This window comes from Actinomadura viridis (assembly GCF_015751755.1).
Classification (GTDB): domain Bacteria; phylum Actinomycetota; class Actinomycetes; order Streptosporangiales; family Streptosporangiaceae; genus Spirillospora; species Spirillospora viridis.
Genome location: NZ_JADOUA010000001.1, coordinates 1,104,339 through 1,125,575 on the forward strand (window position 1 = coordinate 1,104,339; position 21,237 = coordinate 1,125,575).

The following is a 21,237-nucleotide window of genomic DNA, read 5'->3' on the forward strand; positions in this document are numbered from 1 at the left end:
GCAGATCATTGCCATGGAATTTCCGGGCCCGCCGTTCTATTTTGACATTGAATTCACCAGGGCGGACGAGCCGCGCAGGGAGATGCACGATGCAGCGGGTAGAACTGCCGAACGGCTTCAAGGTGTCCGGGCTCAACGATTTCGAGCCGCCGGTCCTGTACCACGAGATGTTCGTCAAACGCTCCTACCTGCGGCACGGGGTCACGCTGTCCCCCGGGGACGTGGTGTTCGACGTCGGCGCCAACATCGGCATGGCCTCGCTGTTCTTCCACACCGAGTGCCCGGCCATCAGCGTCCACGCGTTCGAGCCGGGCTCCCGGACGTTCGCCGCGCTCCGGGAGAACATGGCGGAATTCAAGGTGCCGGTGACGCTGCACAATGCGGCGGTGTCGGACGCGCCGGGCGCCGCCCTGTTCGACTTCTATCCGCATTGCACGGCGCTGTCGGGGCTGCATCCCGACCCGGAAGAGGCGACCCGGCTTACCCGTATCTACTTCGGCAATCTCGGTTTCTCCGAATCCGATGTGGAGGAACTGCTGGTCGACCGGTTCACCCGGGAGACCGAGGAATGCCGGGTGACCACGGTGTCGGAGGTGATCTCCGAGTGGGGGATCGGCGCGGTCGGCCTGCTCAAGGTCGACGTCGAGAAGAGCGAGCTCGCGGTCCTGCGCGGCGTCCGCGCCGAGCACTGGCCGCGGATCCGCCAGGTCGTCATGGAGGTGCACGACCTCGACGGCGCCGGGAAGGCGGCCGTGTCGCTGCTGGAGGAGCAGGGGTTCCGCGTCACGGTCGAGCAGGAGCCGCTGCTGGCCGGCACCGAGGTGTACGAGGTGTTCGCCGTGCGTCCGGGGGCCGCCGGCGGGCCGGGCGGGCCAGGGGAGCCGGGGGAGCCCGGATGACGCGGACGCCCGGCGGGGTACGGTCCCCGGGCACCCGGGCCTGGCGCACGGTCGAGCTGCGCGAGCACCGCGACCGGCGGGGCGCGCTGTCGGTCGTGGAGGCCGGGATCGACGTCGGGTTCGCGATCAGGCGCGCGTACTACTTCTACGACGTGCCCGCCTCGATGGTCCGCGGCGCGCACGGGCACCGCTCCCTGCACCAGCTCCTCGTCGCCGTCCACGGCAGGTTCGACGTGCTGGTCGACGACGGCGTCCGGCAGGACCGGTTCCGGCTCGACCGCCCGGCGCGCGGGCTCTACATCGGCCCGATGGTGTGGCGCAGCCTGGTGGACTTCTCGCCCGGCGCGGTCGGCCTGGTCCTGGCCTCGACGCTGTACGACGAGTCCGACTACTTCCACGACTACGGTGCGTTCCTCAAGGCGGTGCGCGGGCGCCCATGAACGTCCCCTTCCTCGATCTGCGGGCGGCCCGCTCCGAGCTGCGCGCGGAGATCGACGCGGCGCTGCGCCGGGTGGCGGACTCGGGCCGCTACCTGATGGGCCCCGAGGTGGAGGCGTTCGAGGCCGAGTTCGCCGCGTACTGCGGGAACGCGCACTGCGTGGCGGTGGGCAGCGGGTGCGACGCCCTCGAACTGGCTCTGCGCGCCCTGGGCGTCGGCCCCGGTGACGAGGTGCTGGTGCCCGCCGGCACCTTCGCCGGGACGTGGCTCGCCGTGTCCGAGACCGGCGCCCGCCCGGTCCCCGTGGAGACCCGGGAGACCACCCGCACGATGGACCCGGACCGGATCGAGGCGGCACTCACCCCCCGGACCAGGGCGATCGTCCCCGTGCACCTGTACGGGCACCCGGCGGACATGCGGCCCGTCGAGGCGCTGGCGGCACGGCACGGCCTGCACATCGTCGAGGACGCCGCGCAGGCGCACGGCGCGGCGTACCGCGGTCGGCGGATCGGGGCGGCGCCCTCCACCGCCGCGTTCAGCTTCTATCCGGGCAAGAACCTGGGGGCGATGGGCGACGGCGGCGCCGTGGTCACCGCCGACGCCGCACTGGCCGGCCGGGTCCGCCTACTGCGCAACTACGGCAGCCGCGTCAAGTACCGGCACGAGACCCGGGCGACGAACTCGCGGCTGGACGAGATGCAGGCCGCGGTCCTGCGGGTGAAACTGGCCCGCCTGGACGAGTGGAACGCCCGCCGCGCCGCCGTCGCCGAGCGCTACCTCGCCGCGCTCGCGGGCCTGGAAGGGGTCGGGCTTCCCCGGACCGCTCCGTGGGCCCGCACGTCCTGGCACCTGTTCGTGCTCCGCGTGCGGCGGCGGGAGGAGACGCGCCGCCGGCTCACCGGCGCGGGGATCGGCACCCTGATCCATTACCCGGTGCCGCCGCACCTTTCCCCGGCGTACGCGGACCTGGGATACGGGCCCGGCGCCTTCCCCGTCACCGAACGCCTCGCCGGGGAGGTGCTGAGCGTTCCCATCGGCCCGCACCTGCCCGCCGAGGCCGTCGAGACGGTCATCGCCGCCGTCCGGGCCGCGGTCCGGGACGCCGCGGCCTGACCCGGGACGCTGCGGCCTGACCCGGGACGCTGCGGCCTGACCCGGCGTGCGGCCCGGCCTGGCGTGCGGCCCGGCCTGGCGTGCGGCCCGGCCTGGCGCGGGTCAGTCGCGGACGCCGACGAACAGGCCGCGGCCGAACCCGCCGGCGTCCTCGGCGTACCGCACCGCGCAGCCCGCCCGCGTGAACGCGTCCTCGTACTCCGCGCGCTCGAACAGGGTGATCCGGTAGTCCTCGGACAGGGGCCGGATCCCCGTGTCCGGTTCGGCGACCAGGAAGCGCACCTGGACGCGGGACGCGCCGCCGTCACGGACCGAGTGCGAGACCCGCGCGATCGTGCGCCGGCCCTCGGTCACCACGTCCGCCGCCACGTACCCGTCGGCGAACCGCTCCGGGAACCACCAGGGCTCCACCACCGCGACCCCGCCCGGCGCCAGGTGCCGGGCGAACCCGGCCACCGCCGCGCGCAGTTCCGCCACCGTCCCCATGTGCCCGATCGAGCTGAACATGCAGGTGACCGCGTCGAACGTACGGCCCAGGGCGAAGTCGCGCATGTCCGCCCGGTGCAGCGGGACGCCCGGCAGCCGGGCCCGCGCCACCTCCAGCATGGCCGCCGACAGCTCCACGCCCGCCACGTCGGGGAACAGCGCGCCCAGGTGCTCCAGGTGGGCCCCGGTGCCGCAGGCGACGTCGAGCAGCGAGGCCGCCTCCGGCCGTTCGCGGCGGACCAGCCGGGCCACCTCCGCCGCCTCGGCCGCGTAGTCCCGGCCGCGCCCCCGGTAGACGGCGTCGTAGATCTCCGCCAGTTCCCGCTCGTACATCGCGCTCCGTCCTTCGTTGACTTGCGGCGAGTTGTCGCATGACCGGGTGGTCAAGAGAGCAACTCGCCGCAAGTCAACGTCCACTCCCCTTGCGGTGCCGGGCGGCCAGCCGTTCCAGCGTCGGCACGATCTCGGCCGGCGACGGCTCGGCCAGCATCTCCGCGCGCATCCGCGCCGCGGCCTCGGCGAACGACGGTTCCTTCAGCACCCGGACCACCGCGTCGCGCAGCAGCCCGGGGGTCAGCCGGTCGGGCGGGACGGTCAGCCCGGCGCCCAGCTTCTCCATCTGCCGGCCCTTGAGCGGCGCGTCCCACAGGTTGGGCAGGGTGATCTGAGGAACGCCGTGGAGCGCGGCGGTCTGCCAGGTGCCGCTCCCGCCGTGGTGGACGATGGCCGCACAGCCCGGCAGCAGCGCGTTCAGCGGGACGAAGTCGACCAGCCGCACGTTGTCCGGGACCGCCGACAGCTCCTCGCGCTGCCCGCCGTTGAGCGTGGCGACCACCTCGACGTCGAGGTCGGCCATCGCCTCCAGCAGGGCGTCCAGCGGGACGAAGTCCGAGCCGCGGTCCTCGCGCGCGGACACGCCGAGCGTCACGCACACCCGCGGCCGCTCCGCCGGCCCGTACAGCCAGTCCGGGACCACCGACGTGCCGTGATACGGGACGAACCGGGTGGACACGGTGGGCAGTCCCAGCGGGAGCCGGCAGCCCGGCGGGGTCGGGTCGATGGTCCACTGCCCGGTGACCATGTCCTCGTCGAAGCCGTGGCCGAACCGCTCCAGCGTCCCGGCCAGCCATTCGGCGAGCGGGTCGTCCCGGTGCGGCGGGGGCCGGCGCCGCCACAGCCGCAGGAACTCCCGCCGGGCGGCGCCCAGCACGTCGGGCCCCCACAGCAGGCGGGCGTGCGCCGCGCCCGAGGCCCGGGCGGCCACCGCCCCGGCCATCGTCATCGGCTCCCAGACGATCAGGTCCGGCCGCCAGAACCGGGCGTAGTCCACCAGCCCGTCGATCACGTCGTCGCCGTTCACCGGCGCCAGCAGCAGGCCGGTCGTCACCACCTGCACGCCGAGCTGGTAGTCCCAGGTCAGCGTCTCGGGCCGGGTGAAGGTGAAGTCCAGCTCCCGGTGGTAGACGGTCAGGTCGCCGCCGATCAGCGCGAAAAGCTCCAGCACCGAGTCGTCGGTGCCGACCGGGACGGCGGTCAGCCCCGACCCGGTGATCGCCTCGGTGAGCGCGGGCTGGGCGGCCACCCGCACGTCGTGCCCGGCGCAGCTCAGGGCCCAGGCCATGGGCACCAGGTTGAAGTAGTGGGTGTTGACCGCGAACGAGGTCAGCAGGACCCGCATCGGTTGCCTCCTCTTCCCAGGTCAGGCCGTCACCGGCAGGTTCAGCAGGCCGCGGACCACCGGGGCCCGCCTGCGCCGGAGCGCCTCGCCGTTGCGGCGCAGGCCCGGCCGTTCGCGGGCGAGGGTCTCCAGCAGCGCCTCGGCCTGCAGCCGTACCAGGGGCCCCGCCGGGGCGTACGGGGACGAGCCGCCGAAGGCCGGAGGCTCGGGGCCGGGTGAACGGGTGAGGTCGAAGCGCGCCGGGTCGGGGTACGCCCCCGGGTCCCGCCCGGCCCCGCCGGTCAGGACCGCGACCCGCGTGCCCGCCGCCAGCCGCCGCCCGGCGATCTCGACGTCCTCGCGAGCGGTCCGGACGACCAGCTGGATCGGGGGGTCGTGGCGCAGCGTCTCCCCGATCGCGGCCCGTGCCGACCGCGGGTCGGCGCGGAGCGCGGCCCAGGTCCCGCTGGGCCCCACCAGCGCGGCCACGGCGTTGCCGGCCAGCGTGGGCACCGTCTCCAGGGCGACGATCGCCGCGGTGACGCGGGCGGCGGCCCCGTCCGGCTCCCCGCCGACGAGGTCGCCCAGGCCGGCGGTCGCGTCCGCGATCGCCCGGACCCGCTCGTACGGCTGCGGGCACACCGGCGCGTCCAGCGCGCCGCCGAGGCCCGCGGCGTGCCGGGCGAACCGTTCCCGGTCCTGCCCGGCGACGCCGAACAGCCCGGCGGTCGCGGCGGCGCAGACGGGACCGAACAGGTCACCGATCAGGTCGAACGCGGCCCCGGCCCGGCCGAGCCGGTCCAGCGCCTCCCGGCACAGCCGCGCGACCTCGGACCGGTGCCCCGCCAGATCGGGAACCGCCCCGGCCTGTACCGCCCCGGCCTGTACCGCCCCGGCCTGTACCGCCTTGGCCGGGACGGACCCGGTCGGGACGGATCCGGCCAGGACGGATCCAGGAGGGTCGCCGGGGCCGAAGCGTGGATCGCCCAGCACGCGGGAGGCGACGGCGTGGTCGGCGGTGGCGGGCGTCCCTAGCTCGCCGGTGTACAGCGGGCCGAGCTCGCGGATCTTCTCGTAGTACGGGTACGGATCATCGTCCTGCCCCCGCAGGACCAGCGCGTACAGATCGCCCTGGGTCCCGCAGTACCACTGGGCGGCGCGGGTCAGCAGCAGCCCGCGGCCGTACGCAGGGTCGTAGGCGGGACCGCGGCCGGCCGCCCCGGGCGCGGCCCCGCCGATATCGGTGATCATGGTGTCTCAGCCGTTCAGGAGCAGGGGCACGGAGGTGTGCCGGCGCGCGGCCAGGCCGGGCGCGCGGACCGGCGCGCCGCCGAGCTCCACCTCGGGGAACCGCTGGTACAGCATCCGCAGCGCGGCCCCGACCTCCATGCGCCCCAGCACCGCGCCCAGGCAGAAGTGGACGCCGCCGCCGAACGACATCGGCCGGGCGTCGTCGCGGGCCAGGTCGAGCCGGTCCGGATCGGGGAAGTGCGCCGGGTCCCGGTTGGCGGCCCCCAGCAGCGGGATGACGCTCGTCCCCGCGGGCAGGGCGACCCCGCCGAGGGTGAGGTCGCGCCGCGTCACCCGGCGGGTCATCTGGACCGGCGGGTCGTAGCGGGCCAGCTCCTCCACCGCCCGGTCCACCGCGCCGGGACCGCCGGAGAGCAGGCGGGCCTGGCCTGGGTCCTGGGCCAGGGCCACCACGCCGTTGCCGATCAGCCCGGTCGTGGTCTCGAACCCGGCCACGAAGACGAAGATCAGCATGCTGAGCAGCTCGTCGGGGGTCAGCGGCGCGTCGGCGGCGTCGCACGCCCGGACCAGGTCGGAGGTCAGGTTGTCCTGCGGCCGGCGGCGGAACCCGGCCACCAGGTCGGCGAAGTACTCGCGCATCTGCGCGTACGCGGCGTCCCCGACGGCGATGGCCGCCGGCTCGGGTGCCAGCTCGTACACCACCTCCGCGTCCTCGACCCACTGCCGGAACCGCTGCCGCTCGTCGCCCGGCACCCCGAACAGCTCACCGATGATCGCGACCGGCAGCGGCAGCGCCAGCTCCGCCATGAGGTCCACGGGGGTGCCGCCGGCGCCCTTGTCCGCCATGGCGTCGAGGAGCCCGGCGGTCAGCCGCTCGGCGTACGGGCGCAGCGCGTCCACCCTCCTGGCGGTGAAGACGCGCGAGACCAGCGAGCGCAGCCGGGTGTGATCCGGCGGGTCCAGGCCCGGGATCGTGGAGTAGAGGTTGGAGAACAGCGTGCTCTCGCGCCACCACGGCCGGTTGGCGTCCCACCAGTCCGGGCCCATCGCGCCGTAGTCGGCACTGGTGGACGCCTCGCGGACGGTGTCGTAGGAGGACGCGAAGCAGACGCCCAGTTCGCTGGGGAACACCGGCGCCGCCTCGCGCAGGCGCGCGTAGAACGGGTAGGGGTCGGCCTCCCCGGCCGGTGTCAGCAACGCGTTCAGCGCCGCCGCGGCGTCGTCGCTCCGCGGCGGGGTGAGCAGTGAGGTGCCCTCGGACATCCGGACGTCCCCTCAGACCGGCCGGGGCTCGGCGGGCCCGACCTCCGTGACGGCCCCCGTGACGGCCTCCGGAGCGGCGCCGATCCGCTCGTCGGCCCAGCGCCGCGCCGTCTCGAACCAGTCGGCGGCGTTGCGGTGGATGTTGAGCGAGTGCCCCGCGCCCGGCAGGACGTGCGCCTCCAGCCGGGCCTCGGGCGCGTAGAACTCCTTCTCGAAGTCGTGCACCGGGCCGGACTCGGCGGCGAACGCGACGTGCTCGCTGCTGAAGAGGGCGTCGTGCTCGCCGACCACCACCAGCACCGGCACCTTGATCGCCAGCGAGTGCTCCACCTCGTAGGTGACGGGCAGGGACTCGCCCTCGCCCAGCGTCGCCGTGGCCTTGATCCGCTCGTTGAGCTCGGACATCTCCGGCTCGATGCCGGGGGCGTGCTCCAGCATCCGGGCCCGCAGGCCCGGGCGCTGCGTCATGTAGTACTCCGGCCAGCCGCCCTCCGGGGCCGCCGGCCCCAGGATCGGGTCCTCCGAGGCGTGGTGGAAGAACGCGCGCACCTCGGCGTAGAGCTTGGTGGTGGTGTGCAGCATCCCGCTGACGATGAGGCCGTCCACGTCCTGGTGGCGGGCCGCCTCGACGATCGCGATCCCCGAGCCGTAGGAGTGCCCGACGGTGACCACCCGGTCGAACGCGACGCCGCCGATCGCGCCGTCCCGCAGGGCCTGGACGACCTGGTGCAGCACGTGCGCGTGGTTGTCGGTGGCGACCTCGCCGTACGGCGGGCGGGAGCTGGCCCCCGTGCCGATCCGGTCCATGGCCACCACGGCGTACCCGGCGCGGCACATGTGCTCGGCGTAGTTGTACGCGCCGGGCAGCGTCCAGTAGCGGCGGTCGTAGGTCAGCCCCGGCAGCAGCACCTGCACGGTGCGGGCGGGCGTGGCGGGCAGGTAGAGGTCGCCCGCCACCTCCCACTCTCCGGCGGGGCGGCCGGCGGGCGAGACGGGCAGCCGGAACGGCACGCACCGCGCCTCTTCGTCGTGACGCATGAGTCCTCCAGGCGATCAGGGCAGGTCGGCGTGGGTGAGCGGGGGGCGTTCGGCGAGCGCGGGGGGCAGGTCGGAGACCTGCCGGGAGCCCCGCATCACGGCGGTCACCACCCGCGGCCGGAACACCGCCGCGGGGGAGGAGACCATCTGGTTGAGGTCGAGCAGCGCGCGGGCCGCCGGCTTGCTCCAGGCGGACGCGCCGACGACCCGGTACAGGTAGCGCAGCTTCATCCGGGTCGACAGCCCGGCGTCGTTGATGGCCCAGGGGTAGCCGAGGTCGCCGGTGGCGGCGATCGCCCAGGCCGTGTCGATGCACCTGGCGACCTTCTTGCGCATCCCGGAGGCGACCCCGGCCGGGCCGCCCGCGGCGGCCAGCGCCTCGTCCAGGGCGACGGCGCTGCACGCCGCGACCGACATGCCCTGGCCGTAGGAGGGGTTGAGCGCCCCCGCGCCGTCGCCCAGCACGAGGAAGCGCTCGGGCCAGCGGCGCAGCCGCTCGTAGTGCCGCCGCCGGTTCTCGGTACGGCCGGAACCGTGCACCGGCCCCACCGGGCGGGCCTTCACGAGCGTGTCGTAGAGGACCGGCGAACGCAGCGTCCGCGCGTACCCGAGGAAGCCGTCGTGGTCGAGCGGGGGACGCTCGCCGCCCATGGCCGCCAGGGAGACCATCCACCGGCCGCCCTCGATGGGGTTGAGGATCCCCTGGCGGGGCGCGTCCGGGGTGGACTGCAGGAGGACGCAGTTCCAGTCCGCCTCGTGGCCCGGCGGCGGGTCGAAGACGCAGGTCGAGTAGGCGACCTGCGCGTCCACCACGCTCTCGGAGGGGGTCTCGTAGCCCATGGCGCGCAGCCACTCGGGCGTCCGGGACCGGCGGCCGGTGGCGTCCACCACGAAGTCGGCCTCGATCTCGTACGGCTCGCCGCGCCCGGCCTCGCGCGAGGCGTCCCGCCCGCGCACCCGCACGCCGCGGACCTCCGCGTGGCGCGGCCCCTCGGTGAGGAGCCCGACCGCCTCGGTCTCCTCCAGGAACTCCACCTTCGGGTCGGCGTGCAGGCGGTCCCGGACCACCCAGTCGATCAGGTCGCGGGAACTGGTCATCATGAACAGCGGGGTGGTGAACCGGGGCATCCAGCCGCCCGCGGTGAGCAGCAGCATGTCGCGGGGCATGCCGACCTCGACCATCCCGGCGTCCCGCAGCTCGTCGCGCACCCCCGGCAGCAGCCGGTTCATCGCGGTGTGCCCGGCCGTCATCAGGTTGTGCGCGTGCCGGGACTGCGGGACGCCGCGGCGCCACTCCGGGCCCTCGGGGAGCCGGTCGCGCTCGACGACCACGACCCGTTCCATGTGCCGGGAGAGCGCGGCGGCGGCGAACATCCCCGCCAGCCCCGCGCCCAGCACGACCGCCTGCCCGCCGGCGGCCCGGCCACCGGACCGGCCGCCGCCGGCCCGCCGTCCCGTGTCAGGCCGTGACGACATCGACCCTGCTCCGTTCCGCCGTGCCGCCGCCCGCGGTCTCCTCGCCCGTCACCACGTCGCCGTCCGCGCCGACCTCGGTGCCCATCTCCTCGGCGATGCGCATCGCCTCCTCGACGAGCGTCTCGACGATCCGCGACTCCGGAACGGTCTTGATCACCTCGCCCTTGACGAAGATCTGCCCCTTGCCGTTGCCGGACGAGACGCCGAGGTCGGCCTCGCGGGCCTCGCCCGGACCGTTCACCACGCAGCCCATGACCGCCACCCGCAGCGGCACCGGGAACCCCTCGAACGCGGCGGTGACCCGTTCGGCGAGGCTGTAGACGTCGACCTGGGCCCGGCCGCAGGCGGGGCAGGAGACGACCTCCAGGCTGCGCTTGCGCAGGCCGAGCGACTCCAGGATGCCGATCCCGACCTTGACCTCCTCCACCGGAGGGGCCGACAGCGAGACCCGGATGGTGTCGCCGATGCCCTGCGACAGCAGGGTGCCGAACGCCACCGCCGACTTGATCGTGCCCTGGAAGGCGGGGCCGGCCTCGGTGACGCCCAGGTGCAGCGGGTAGTCGCACTGCTCCGACAGCAGCTTGTAGGCGCGGACCATGGTGACCGGGTCGTGGTGCTTGACCGAGATCTTGATGTCCTGGAAGCCGTGCTCCTCGAACAGCGAGCACTCCCACAGCGCCGACTCCACCAGCGCCTCCGGGCCGACCTTGCCGTACTTGGCCAGCAGCCGCTTGTCCAGCGACCCGGCGTTGACGCCGATCCGGATGGGCACGCCCGCGTCCTTGGCGGCCTTCGCGATCTCGCCGACCTTGTCGTCGAACTTCTTGATGTTGCCCGGGTTGACCCGTACGGCCGCGCAGCCCGCGTCGATCGCGGCGAACACGTACTTCGGCTGGAAGTGGATGTCGGCGATCACCGGGATCTTGGACTTGCGGGCGATCTCGGGCAGCGCGTCGGCGTCGTCCTGCGAGGGCACCGCCACCCGCACGATCTGGCAGCCGGCCGCGGTCAGCTCCGCGATCTGCTGGAGCGTGGCGTTGACGTCGGCGGTCGGCGTGATCGTCATGGACTGCACCGACACCGGGGCGTCGCCGCCGACCGGGACGTCGCCGACCATGATCTGCCGCGTCTTGCGGCGCGGCTGCGCCGGTGCCCGCTCCTGCTCGCGGACCGCCGGCATGCCGAGCTGGACGCTCATCGGTTCACCTTCCCGGTCGCGCGCGCCGCGGCCGGCCGCGCGCTCTGGTCGTACGGCCTGATCTCGTCGGGGGCCGCGGCGCCGTCGGGGGCCGCGGCCGTGTCGGCTCCGGGGATCTGGTCGACCACCGCGAGGAACAGCTGGTGCGCGGTCAGCCCGCACTCGGTGAGGAGGTCGGGGCGCTTGCCGTGGTCCAGGAAGCGCTGCGGGATGCCGAAGGTCCGCACCGGGGTGTCCACGCCCGCCGCCTGCAGCGCCTGGGCGACGGCCGCTCCGACGCCGCCGGACCGGCCGCCGTCCTCGACGGTGACGACGAGCCGGTGCCGGGCGGCCAGCCGCGGGATCTCCTCGTTGACCGGCTTCACCCAGCGCGGGTCGACGACGGTGGCGCCGATGCCCTGGGCCTCCAGCAGCCCGGCCAGCTCCACGCACTCACCGGCCATCGCGCCGACGGACACCACCAGGACGTCCTCGGTGCCGCCGCGGGCGAGCACGTCCATGCCGCCGGCCGTGCCGATCGCCGGGACGGGCTCGGCGAGCGCGCCCTTGGGGAACCGCACGACCGTGGGGGCCTCGTCGACCTCCACCGCCTCCCGGAGCCCGGCGCGCAACGTGTCCGCGTCGCGCGGCGCGCAGACCCTCAGGCCGGGGACGACCTGGAGGATGGACAGGTCCCACATGCCGTTGTGGCTGGCGCCGTCGTCACCGGTGACACCGGCCCGGTCGAGCACGAACGTCACCCCGCACTTGTGCAGCGCGACGTCCATGAGGACCTGGTCGAACGCGCGGTTGAGGAAGGTCGCGTAGACCGCCACCACCGGGTGCAGCCCGCCCAGCGCCAGCCCCGCGGCCGAGGTGACCGCGTGCTGCTCGGCGATCCCGACGTCGAACACCCGGTCGGGGAAGGCCTTCTGGAACTTGTGCAGCCCGGTCGGGTGGAGCATCGCCGCGGTGATCGCCACCACGTCCTCGCGCTCGGTGCCGACCTCGACCAGCTCGTCCGCGAACACCGAGGTCCAGGAACGGCCCGCGGGCTTGGTGGGCTTCCCGGTGACGGGGTCGATGACGCCGACGCCGTGGAAGTGGTCCAGCTGGTCGTCCTCGGCCGGGCGGTACCCGTGCCCCTTGGTGGTCAGGCAGTGCACCGCCACCGGGCCGCCGAAGTCGCGGGCCATCCGCAGCGCGTTCTCCAGCGCCTCGGTGTCGTGCCCGTCGATCGGCCCCACGTACTTGAGGCCGAGGTCCTCGAACATCCCCTGCGGCGCCAGGATGTCCTTGAGTCCCTTCTTGGCGCCGTGCAGGGCGCTGTAGAGGGCGGGCCCGACCACGGGGGTGGTGTTCAGCGTCTCCTTCGCGGAGGCGAGGAACTTCTCGTACCCCCGCGTCGTGCGCAGCGCCGCAAGGTGGGTGGCCAGCCCCCCGATGGTCGGCGAGTAGGAACGGCCGTTGTCGTTGATGACGATGATGACGGGCCGGTCCTGGGCCGCCGCGATGTTGTTCAGCGCCTCCCAGGCCATGCCGCCGGTGAGCGCGCCGTCCCCGATCACGGCCACCACCGCGCGGTCCCGGACGCCGCGCAGCCGGTACGCCTTGGCCAGCCCGTCGGCGTAGGACAGGGCCGTGGAGGCGTGCGAGTTCTCGATGATGTCGTGGTCGGACTCGGCGGCGCTCGGGTACCCCGACAGCCCGCCCTTCTGGCGCAGCCGGTCGAACCCCTCCCGGCGCCCGGTGAGCATCTTATGGACGTACGACTGGTGGCCGGTGTCCCACAGGATGCGGTCCCTCGGCGAGTCGAACACCCGGTGCAGCGCCAGGGTCAGCTCGACCGCCCCCAGGTTGGGGCCGAGATGCCCGCCCGTGCGGGCCACCTTCTCGATGAGGAAATCGCGGATCTCCCGGGAGAGGCCGGCGAGTTCCTGGTGCGTCAGCCCGTCGAGGTCTCGGGGGCGCTCTATCTTCTCCAGCAGTCCCATGCCGGTCTCCTCATGTACGTCGGCTCGGTCGGCTCAGCTGGGCGCGGACGCCGGCGCGGGACGGAGCCGCTGCTGGAACCGGATCGGCACCTCCGGTTCCAGCCTCAGCTCCGGCCCGGTCCGCGGCGCGTCGGCCCGGATCAGGACGTTGTAGTGGTTGGGGAAATGGCAGGAGTCGAAGCCGAGGACGGTGCCGACCAGGCGGTCCCCGGCCCACACCTCGTCGCCCCGGTCGATCACCCCCGCGTTGGCGATCTCCACGAAGCCCAGGAAGCCCACCCGGTCCACCCGGGATCCGGCCTCGGTCTCGTGGTGGTCGGTGGTCACGAGCTCGTGCACCTCGCCGGCGCGGACGCAGCGGCTGGCGAACGGCTCCAGCCGCATCCCCCGGTCGTCGCGGCGGTGGACGAGCACCTTGACCAGCGTCCCGCGCACCGTCCGCTTGGGCCCGTCCTCCTGGACGGACTTGTGGACGGACTCGTGGACGGGCAGGGACTCGGACACGGTCATGCTCAGCTCCCCTCCCACATCGGGCTGAGGGACCGTTCGGCCCGGTAGGAGGCGTCCACCAGCCGCAGCGCGGCCAGGCCGCCCGCCGAGGTGTCCCGCCCCTCCCGCACGGCCCGCACGAACGCCTCCAGGACGCCCACGTACTCGTGTTCCAGCGAGCTCTTGAAGCCCGGGTGGCCGGCGAGCATGTCGGCGTTCAGGACGGTCCCGTCGGCGAGCCGGACCTCGACGTCCTTGCACTCGCCCGACATGTACGACCAGTCCAGCTCCACCGTGGCCGTGGGGCCCGCGGCGGTGCGCAGCGCGATGCGCGCCTTCCGGTCCACCCCGTCGCCGTCGCGCTCGATCTCGGCCTTGTCCACCTCGACGTCGCCGAGGAACAGCCGGACCAGGTCGAAGGCGTTGGGGCCGTTGTCGGCGACGCAGCCGCCGCCGCACCGCTCGGGGTCCAGGTACCAGCGGTCGTTGCCGACGTGGTCCTCGATGCGCTCGAAGTAGCGCACCCGGAGCGACTCGATCGGCGCCATCGCCCGCACGGTCCGCAGCAGGGACAGGACGTTGTCGTTGTAGCGCCGGTGGAACGCGGTGAACAGCACGGCGTCGCGCGCCCTGGCCAGGTGGGTCAGCTCCAGGCCCTCGTCGAACCGCGTCGCCAGCGGCTTCTCCACGCACACCGCGCGGCCGGCCGACAGCACGTCCCAGCAGACCTCCATGTGGTCGTCGTTGGGCACGTTCACCACGACCGCGTCGAGGTCCTCCTGCTCCAGGAGCGAGCGGTGGTCCAGGTGGCAGGGCACCGTTCCGCGGTACGGCGCCAGGGCCTCCTCGCGCAGGTCGCAGACGGCGCTCAGCCGTACGTCGGGGAACCGGTCGAGGGCCTTGAGGTAGTAGCGGGAGATCACCCCGAGGCCGACGACACCGAGCCGCAGCGCGGTCATGACTCACCTCCGGAGGGAGCGTTGACGCCCAGCTCCGCGGCCAGTTCGCGCAGCTCGGCGTGGATGGGGGCGGGCAGCGGGACCCCGTCCCGCAGGTTCAGCTCGGCGCGCTCGGCCTCCAGCTGGCCGGGGTAGCGCACCGGCGCGTCCTCGTCGACCGGCGGGCAGGCCAGCAGCGTGCCGAACAGCGTGGCGGCGTCGGCGGCGTACCGGTCCGGCGACCGCAGCGCGTCCGGCGCGACGGCCAGCATGAACAGGCCGATGTCGTCGTCGCGGCCGGAGGGGCCGCCGGTCCCCTCCAGCGCCTCGGGCTCGGGGCCCATCCCGGCGCCGGGGACCAGCGCGGCCAGGACCTCCACCAGCAGGCCCAGCCCGTACCCCTTGTAGACGCCCGTCTCGGGACGGCCGCCCAGCCACGCCAGGTGCGCCTCGCCGCGGTCGAAGGCGGCGGCGTCGGTCACCGGCCGCCCCTGGTCGTCGTACAGCCAGCCCTCGGGGGCCGGCAGCCCGGCGCGGGCGGCCACCCGGACCCGCCCGGTCGGGACGACGGTGGTGCTCATGTCCAGGACGAACGGCGGGCGGGAGGGGCCGGCGGGGGCGGCGATGCTCAGCGGGTTGGTGCCCAGCATGGCCACCCGCCCGCCGGGGGGACGGGCGATGCGCTGCCGGCCGCAGTTGGAGGCGGTGAGCCCGATCATCCGGTGCCGGGTGGCGCGCTCGGCGTGGTGCCCGGCGCAGCCGATGTGGGTCATGTCCCGCACCGTGACCAGCCCGATGCCGTGCTCGGCGGCGCGCCGGCAGGCCAGGTCCATCATCTCGCGGGCGGCCCACAGGCCCAGCGCGCGGCGGGCGTCCACCAGGACGGCGGCGCCGCGGTCGGCGACCACCGCCGGCTCGGCGTTCGGGTCGGCCCGCCCCGACGCGAGCAGCGGGAGGTAGAGGCGGGTGAGGTTGACGACCCCGTGCGAGCCGAGCCCGGTCAGGTCGCCGTAGCACAGGGCCTCGGCCGCCGACCTGGCCCGGTCGTGCGGGAGATCCCGGGCGACGAAGACCGCCGTGACGAAGTCCAGCAGCTCGTCGTAGGGCACGCGGACGGTCCGCCGCGCCGCCTCGTCGGGCGCCGCCTCCGGCGCCGTGTCCGTCGTTTGAGTCATGGGTGTTCGCTCCGGCTTCGGGTGAAGGAGGTCAGCAGGCGTGCCACGCCCGCGGCGAAGTGCTCCAGGTCGGCGGCGTCGGCGTGCTCCCCGGCGGCGTGGGCGTTGTTGGCCCCCAGGTCGCCGGGGCCGTAGACGACGGTGAAGGCGCCGGGGACGTCCTGCATCCAGATCGCGTCGCAGGTGAAGGCGGGCTCGCCGGCGGGCCAGGGGACCAGCCCGGCGCGGCGTTCCAGCAGTTCCTCGGCCCACGGGTCCGAGCCCGCCAGCGCCGGCAGGCCCCGCTTGAGCCATTCCAGCGTGGTGATCGCCTCGGCGTCCGCGGCCGTCCGGGCCTGGTCGCGGTGCGGCGCGAACGTCCGGGCGAACGCGGCGAGCCCCGACGCGAGGGCCTCGTCCAGGGCCCGCTCCATCCGCCGGCCGCCCTCCGGCGACCCGTAGGAGATGTTGAGCAGCAGCCGGCCGCTGCCGTACACCCGGTTGTGCAGGTCGCCGGTGTGCAGCCCGGCCACGCACACCCGCCCGTCGGACGCCGCGGCGGGCAGTTCCGCCGCGAGGTGCTGGGCGAGGAAGCCCAGCAGGACGGTGGCGTTGTGGCCGGCGTCGGGCTCGTCGTCGATCGCGTCCCGGCCGTCGACCCGGACGCAGGCGGTCATCGAGGCGGTGGAACGGGGCAGCCAGCGCAGCCCCGTCGGCTCGCAGAACACGTTGAGCCGCCCGACGTGCCCGTCCTCGACCAGCGGGCGGGTGCCGAACGTGCCCATCGCGCCGCCCTCCTCGCCGGCGACGGCCTGGATCAGCACCCCGACCTCGTCGCCGAGGGCGGGCTCGGCCGCCAGCGCCGCGCGGATCCCCGTCAGCAGCCCGACCGCGGGCCCCTTGGCGTCGATCGCGCCGCGCCCGTGGAACCGGCCGTCCTCGAAGCGGGGCGGCTCCCATCCGGCCACCGTGTCCAGGTGGACGTTGAACATCACCGTCCGCTCCCGGGGCAGCGGAGGGCCGAGCCGCAGCACCAGGCTGGGCTGCCGGTCCAGGAAGCCCGGCAGCTCCGCCGCCGCCCGGCGGACCGGCTCGGGCACGCCGGGCCGGTCCAGCACCTCGGGCTTGGGCGGGCCGTGCAGAACGGTGGTGAAACCGAGCTCGGCGGCGGCGTCGGCGTAGGCGCTCTGCGCCTCCCACAGCCCCGGCGTCCCCTCGGGCTCCTCCAGCAGGCCCACCGTGGGGACGCGCAGGAGACCGAGGAGCAGTTCCCGGTCGGCGGGCGTCAGCTCGACCTCGATCATGGCCGCCCCCCGATCCCCGCCACGGCCTCCGCGCCGGCGCCGGTGCCGGCTGCGGTGCCCGCTCCGGTTCCGGCGCCGAGGACCTCGCGCTCGACGAGGCGTTCCAGCGCGCGCCCGTACGCCACGAACGTGTCGACGCCCGCGTCGCCCGCGTCGTTGAGGTGCTCGTGCGGGCGGACCGAGATGTGGGGCTCGATGGACAGCACCCCGCGGTAGCCGTGCGCGACCAGCAGACGCAGGCAGTCGGCGACCCGGGCCCGGCCCTCGCCGGGGAACGTGTAGACCGGCGCCTCGGCGTCGCCGTCGGCGTCCTTGATCTGGACGTGCTCCACGTGCTCGACGACCTCGGTCAGCACGTCGTACGCCGAGTACCCGTAGGGCACCCCGTTGCCGATGTCGAACACCAGCCGCAGGGCGGGGCCGGCCTCGCCGAGGAGGGCCAGCATGCGCTCGGCGCTCGTCCCGGCCCACCCGGAGCAGTTCTCGTGCAGCAGCACCAGCCCGGCGTCCTCGGCCCGCTCGGCCAGCGCCCGCATGCGGCGCAGGACCTCGCGCCGCCAGTCCGGCTCGTCCAGCCCGTCGTTGGGGTACGACATCACCCGCACGTACCGGGTGCCGAGGGCCGCGCAGCGCGGGATCAGCGCCTCCAGCTCCTCGACGTCGGCCTCGAACGGCCCGGTGACGGGGCGGCCCCAGTTCGCGATGCGGGAGTCGACGCACACGGTGCCGATCCCCGCGTCGGCGAGGGTCCCCGCGACCCGGCCGAAGGCGGCCGCGTCCAGGTCCGCGAGCGCGACGCCGTCCACCGAACGCAGCTCGATGGTGTCCCAGCCCAGCCGCCGGATCGCGGTGACCTGGGCGTCCAGGCCGGGCGCGGCCTCGTCGCCGATCCCCGCGTAACCGAGCCGGACCGCCTCCGTGCCGGCGCCGCCGCCCGCGCCGCCGGCCCGCTCACCGGACATGCTTCACCGTCCCGGGGGAGGAGGGGGCGGTGCCGGGCACCCCGGCCGTCTCCCGCCCGCCGGCCTCGCACAGGTGCTTGGCGTCGCTCAGCAGCGAGACGATCTCGACGTTGAGCTCCAGGTCGGAGGTGATGCGGTGGCCCGCCGCGTACCCGCGGTAGGTGCGCATCAGGAACGAGGCCAGCGAGTCGTCCCGGAAGATCTCGGTCTCCTCGCGGCCGTCGGTCTCGACGGTCATCAGCGCGTGGTCGTCGTCCCGGCTGACCGGGTAGTAGCCGGTGACCCGGCCCCGCTCGAACTCCAGGGTGATCCGGCGCTCGCGCAGCAGCGAGGTCAGCTCCGAGAAGATCTCGGTGCGGACGCCGTGGTCGTGCCGGAGCACCAGCCGGGCGGCGCCCATCCGCGGGATCAGATGGCCGTTGACCTCCATGTCCGACCAGGAGGCGTCCACCACGGTGGCCTCCCCGGCGAGCCGGAGCGCCACCGCCAGCGAGTGCGGCACCTCCACGTCGAACGCCGACGGGTGGCCGTTGGTGTCCAGCGACCTGCTGAACCGGGGCTTGCGCTGCGTCGCCTCGATGGAGCGCAGCTCGCCCAGCCGCCCGGAGTAGACGAGCTTGGTGAGCCGGCGGGTCAGCGTGCTGTCCAGCCAGTGGCTCACCACGCTCAGGTTCAGGTCCCAGGCGTCCCGGACCTCCAGGATCCGGGCGATGCCGGCCCGGTCCGCCGACAGCGGCTTCTCCACCAGCACCTTGCGGAAGCCCAGCTCCGCCACCTGGCGCAGCACCTCGATCCGCGCGGACGGCGGGGTGCACACGTGCACGACCGTCCTGGCCGGATCGAGGACCTCGCGGGCCTCCTTCAGTGAGCGCTTGGGGGCGATGGTGCCGTCCCGGCGGCCCGCCGGGAGCCGGTCGGGGTCGTAGACCACGATCGGCTCGGCGGAGAACAGCCCCTCGCCGTAGGCCGAGTCGCGGAGCCTGGTCAGCACCGGGAGGTGCAGCGTCCAGCCCGCCTGACCCAGGCCGATGATCAGTGTGCGCAGCATCGGGTCCACGCCCTCGCGTCCAGACACCGTTCTCAGCTCTCGCGGTGCGCGACCCGGTGGGCCATGTCGGTGAGGATCCGCCGCCACGGCTCCTCGATGGGGGCGTCGGCCAGCGCCGCGCAGGCGCGCTCGACCAGCCCGTCGATGTGCGCCTCGATCTCGGCGCGCACGCCGGTCTCGGCCAGCAGCTCGCGCAGCCGCGCGGTGTCCCAGCCCTCGTCGCCGCCCTCGTCCACCAGGGCGCGGACCCGGGCGTCGCGCTCCACCGCCACCGTCAGCAGCGGCGTCATCTTGTGCTGGTCGACGTCCAGCCCGACCGGCTTGCCGCTGGTCGCGCTGACGCCGAACGCGTCGATCAGGTCGTCGCGGAGCTGGAACGCCTCGCCGAGCGCGACCCCGTACCCCTCGAAGGCGGGGGCGAGATCGGGCCGCCCGGCCAGGCCCGCGCCCAGGGTGAGCGGCCGGTGGATGGTGTAGTGCCCCGACTTGCACACCGCGATCCAGCGGGCCAGCCGCATGTCGGCGGTGGCGGCGGCGGCCGACCTGATGTCCAGGAACTGGCCGATGATCATCTCGGCCCGCAGCTCGCCCCAGATCTCCCGCGCCGGGGCCGGGAAGTCGGCGGTGAGCGTGTCGGCCAGCACGTAGGCCAGGTCGCCGGCCAGGATCGCCACGCCCTCGCCGAACCGGCGCGGCTCGCCCCGCCAGCCCATGGCCCGGTGCTCGGCGGCGTACCGCTCGTGCACGGTGGGCTTGCCGCGGCGCAGCGGCGAGTCGTCGAGGACGTCGTCGTGGATGAGCGCGAACACGTGCAGCAGCTCCAGCGCCGCCGCGGCGTCCACGATCACCGGGTCGTCGGGGTCCCCGCCGGCGCACAGGAACCCGCTCGCGCAGAAGTTCGGGCGCAGCCGCTTGCCGCCCGCGTGCACCAGGTCGGCGATCGCGTCGACGGGGATGACCGCGGAGGTGTGCCCGGTCACGGCGGTGGCCCACTGGTCGCGTTCGCGGTCCAGGTGGCCGCGCAACCGGTCCTCCACCCGTTCCAGGACCCGGTCGAGCGCCTCGCGGGCGGGCGTGGGCCCGCCGGCCGGGGCGGTGTGCGTGGTCTGCGTGGTCTGCGTGGTCATCGACTGCCTTTCCGTGCCCGAGGGATCGACCCTTCCGGGAGATTCATGAGGGGTCCGGACGTGCGCCGGCCGGTGCCGCGGCGGCGAGGCCGGCGGGCACGTTGAACACGACGTTCTCGGTCGCGGTGGTCTCGAACTCGACCCGGTCGTAGCCGAGGGCGGCCAGCCGGTCCAGGAGCTGGTCGACGAGGATCTCCGGGGCGCTGGCGCCCGCGCTGACGCCCACCGACGCCACGCCCTCCAGCCAGCCCTCCTCCAGCTCGCCGACGTCGGGCACCAGGTGCGCGCGGACGCCCGCGTCCCGTGCGACCTCCACCATGCGGATCGAGTTGCTGGAGTTGACGGAGCCGACGACCAGCACCAGGTCGCTGCGGCCGGCCAGGGCCTTGACCGCGTTCTGGCGGTTCTGGCTGGCGTAGCAGATGTCGCCGCCGGGCGGCTCGCGCAGGTCGTCGAACCTGTCCCGCAGCGCGTCGACGATCCCCGCGGTGTCGTCCAGGGACAGGGTGGTCTGGGAGAGGAGGGCCACCGGCGCGTCGCGGGGCAGGTCGAGCGCGGCCACGTCCTCGACGGTCTCGACGATGACGGTCCGGTCCGGTGCCTCGCCGTAGGTGCCCTCGACCTCCTCGTGGTCGCGGTGGCCGATCAGCAGGATGGTCCGCTCGTCGCGGGCGAAGCGGCGCGCCTCCTGGTGGACCTTGGCGACCAGGGGGCAGGTGGCGTCGATGACCTCCAGGCCGCGGTCCGCCGACGCGCGGTGCACCGCCGGCGCGACGCCGTGGGCGGAGAACACGCACACCGCTCCTTCGGGGACCTCGGCCTCGGAGTCGACGAAGCGCGCGCCGCGGCTCTCCAGCCCCCGCACCACGTAATGGTTGTGGACGATCTCCTTGCGTACGTACACCGGTGGCCCGTAGACCTCCAGCGCGCGTTCGACGATCGCTATGGCGCGCCTGACCCCGGCGCAGAAGCCGCGTGGCTCCGCCAGCACGACCCGTTTCCGCTCTGCCATATCAGCTCCCAGGCTGGCCGGCACCGAAGTGGACTAAACAGAAACTTCTCGTTCGCGGGGGAGAAGTCAAGAAAAAATGGCGAGGATGGCCGAATCAAGGCATGCCCGTGTTTGCCGGATGCCAGGTTCCTGTCATGCCCGCACGCCCCGTGCCATGCCCTTGCCATGGCGGGCGGCGAATCAAATTCCGGGGCGGGTGATTGCCGGAGAAGGCGGGGACAGGAAATGGCAGGTGGGAAATCCGGCCGCGGGTCACCGCGCCTCGAAGGACTTCCTGTGGCGGGCGATCGGCCGGCGCCTGTCACGCGCTTGAGGGCAACCCGCCGGCGGGCCCCGGCTGTAGCCTGCCATCGGGTTGCCATCTCCTTGCTATGGCGGCGGCGGCGAGCGGGCTCCTATCGTGGCGGCAT

The 21,237-nt window shown here is 74.2% G+C and carries 19 protein-coding genes; 3 read left to right on the forward strand and 16 right to left on the reverse strand.

Annotated features, from left to right (window positions below; all coding sequences use genetic code 11):
• The first annotated feature begins 89 nt into the window (after positions 1 to 89).
• From IW256_RS04795 to IW256_RS04805, 3 genes are read left to right on the forward strand one after another with little or no spacing between them, the layout of a single operon-like run.
• On the forward strand, positions 90 to 899 hold the full coding sequence (locus tag IW256_RS04795; RefSeq protein ID WP_197009788.1) for an FkbM family methyltransferase: 810 nt from the start codon (positions 90 to 92) through the stop codon (positions 897 to 899).
• Positions 896 to 1,339: a sugar 3,4-ketoisomerase gene (locus IW256_RS04800; RefSeq protein ID WP_197009789.1), complete on the forward strand. Its 444-nt coding sequence runs from the start codon at positions 896 to 898 to the stop codon at positions 1,337 to 1,339. Before IW256_RS04795 ends, IW256_RS04800 begins: the two co-directional genes overlap by 4 nt.
• Positions 1,336 to 2,451, forward strand: a complete 1,116-nt coding sequence (locus tag IW256_RS04805; protein WP_197009790.1) for a DegT/DnrJ/EryC1/StrS family aminotransferase — start codon at positions 1,336 to 1,338, stop codon at positions 2,449 to 2,451. Before IW256_RS04800 ends, IW256_RS04805 begins: the two co-directional genes overlap by 4 nt.
• A 102-nt stretch (positions 2,452 to 2,553) precedes the next feature.
• On the opposite strand, the gene IW256_RS04810 is transcribed toward IW256_RS04805, so the two are convergent.
• From IW256_RS04810 to IW256_RS04885, 16 genes are all read right to left on the reverse strand, one after another.
• The gene (locus tag IW256_RS04810; RefSeq protein ID WP_197009791.1) at positions 2,554 to 3,270 is read right to left on the reverse strand and encodes a class I SAM-dependent DNA methyltransferase; all 717 of its coding nucleotides are present in this window, start codon (positions 3,268 to 3,270) and stop codon (positions 2,554 to 2,556) included.
• Between the two features lie 73 nt (positions 3,271 to 3,343).
• Positions 3,344 to 4,615 (reverse strand): activator-dependent family glycosyltransferase, encoded by a 1,272-nt coding sequence (locus IW256_RS04815; protein WP_197009792.1) that lies wholly within the window; start codon positions 4,613 to 4,615, stop codon positions 3,344 to 3,346.
• A gap of 21 nt (positions 4,616 to 4,636) precedes the next feature.
• Positions 4,637 to 5,845 carry a cytochrome P450 family protein gene (locus tag IW256_RS04820; protein ID WP_197009793.1) on the reverse strand — a complete coding sequence of 403 codons (1,209 nt, stop codon included), beginning with the start codon at positions 5,843 to 5,845 and terminating at the stop codon, positions 4,637 to 4,639.
• A 6-nt stretch (positions 5,846 to 5,851) separates the two neighbouring features.
• Positions 5,852 to 7,108, reverse strand: a complete 1,257-nt coding sequence (locus IW256_RS04825) for a cytochrome P450 (protein ID WP_197009794.1) — start codon at positions 7,106 to 7,108, stop codon at positions 5,852 to 5,854.
• A gap of 12 nt (positions 7,109 to 7,120) precedes the next feature.
• Entirely contained in the window at positions 7,121 to 8,146 is a 1,026-nt protein-coding gene (locus IW256_RS04830; RefSeq protein WP_197009795.1) for an alpha/beta hydrolase, read from the reverse strand.
• Between the two features lie 15 nt (positions 8,147 to 8,161).
• On the reverse strand, positions 8,162 to 9,622 hold the full coding sequence (locus IW256_RS04835; RefSeq protein WP_197009796.1) for an NAD(P)/FAD-dependent oxidoreductase: 1,461 nt from the start codon (positions 9,620 to 9,622) through the stop codon (positions 8,162 to 8,164).
• Entirely contained in the window at positions 9,606 to 10,820 is a 1,215-nt protein-coding gene (gene ispG, locus IW256_RS04840) for a flavodoxin-dependent (E)-4-hydroxy-3-methylbut-2-enyl-diphosphate synthase (RefSeq protein ID WP_197009797.1), read from the reverse strand. Before ispG ends, IW256_RS04835 begins: the two co-directional genes overlap by 17 nt.
• Entirely contained in the window at positions 10,817 to 12,793 is a 1,977-nt protein-coding gene (gene dxs / locus IW256_RS04845) for a 1-deoxy-D-xylulose-5-phosphate synthase (RefSeq protein ID WP_197009798.1), read from the reverse strand. Before dxs ends, ispG begins: the two co-directional genes overlap by 4 nt.
• 33 nt (positions 12,794 to 12,826) lie before the next feature.
• Entirely contained in the window at positions 12,827 to 13,303 is a 477-nt protein-coding gene (locus IW256_RS04850; protein ID WP_197009799.1) for a DUF6917 domain-containing protein, read from the reverse strand.
• 2 nt (positions 13,304 to 13,305) lie between these two features.
• On the reverse strand, positions 13,306 to 14,241 hold the full coding sequence (locus IW256_RS04855; RefSeq protein ID WP_197009800.1) for a Gfo/Idh/MocA family protein: 936 nt from the start codon (positions 14,239 to 14,241) through the stop codon (positions 13,306 to 13,308).
• Positions 14,238 to 15,395 (reverse strand): Ldh family oxidoreductase, encoded by a 1,158-nt coding sequence (locus IW256_RS04860; RefSeq protein ID WP_197009801.1) that lies wholly within the window; start codon positions 15,393 to 15,395, stop codon positions 14,238 to 14,240. Before IW256_RS04860 ends, IW256_RS04855 begins: the two co-directional genes overlap by 4 nt.
• Complete coding sequence (locus IW256_RS04865; RefSeq protein ID WP_231403663.1) at positions 15,392 to 16,678, reverse strand: M20/M25/M40 family metallo-hydrolase; 1,287 nt, start codon at positions 16,676 to 16,678, stop codon at positions 15,392 to 15,394. Before IW256_RS04865 ends, IW256_RS04860 begins: the two co-directional genes overlap by 4 nt.
• Entirely contained in the window at positions 16,675 to 17,640 is a 966-nt protein-coding gene (locus IW256_RS04870; RefSeq protein ID WP_197009802.1) for a sugar phosphate isomerase/epimerase family protein, read from the reverse strand. The genes IW256_RS04865 and IW256_RS04870 overlap by 4 nt, the downstream gene beginning before the upstream one ends.
• Positions 17,630 to 18,688, reverse strand: coding sequence for a Gfo/Idh/MocA family oxidoreductase (locus IW256_RS04875; protein WP_197009803.1), 1,059 nt, complete (start codon positions 18,686 to 18,688; stop codon positions 17,630 to 17,632). Before IW256_RS04875 ends, IW256_RS04870 begins: the two co-directional genes overlap by 11 nt.
• A 32-nt stretch (positions 18,689 to 18,720) precedes the next feature.
• Positions 18,721 to 19,815: a polyprenyl synthetase family protein gene (locus tag IW256_RS04880; protein ID WP_197009804.1), complete on the reverse strand. Its 1,095-nt coding sequence runs from the start codon at positions 19,813 to 19,815 to the stop codon at positions 18,721 to 18,723.
• Positions 19,816 to 19,858: 43 nt separating this feature from the next.
• Positions 19,859 to 20,827 (reverse strand): 4-hydroxy-3-methylbut-2-enyl diphosphate reductase, encoded by a 969-nt coding sequence (locus IW256_RS04885; protein WP_197009805.1) that lies wholly within the window; start codon positions 20,825 to 20,827, stop codon positions 19,859 to 19,861.
• Between the last annotated feature and the right edge of the window lie 410 nt (positions 20,828 to 21,237).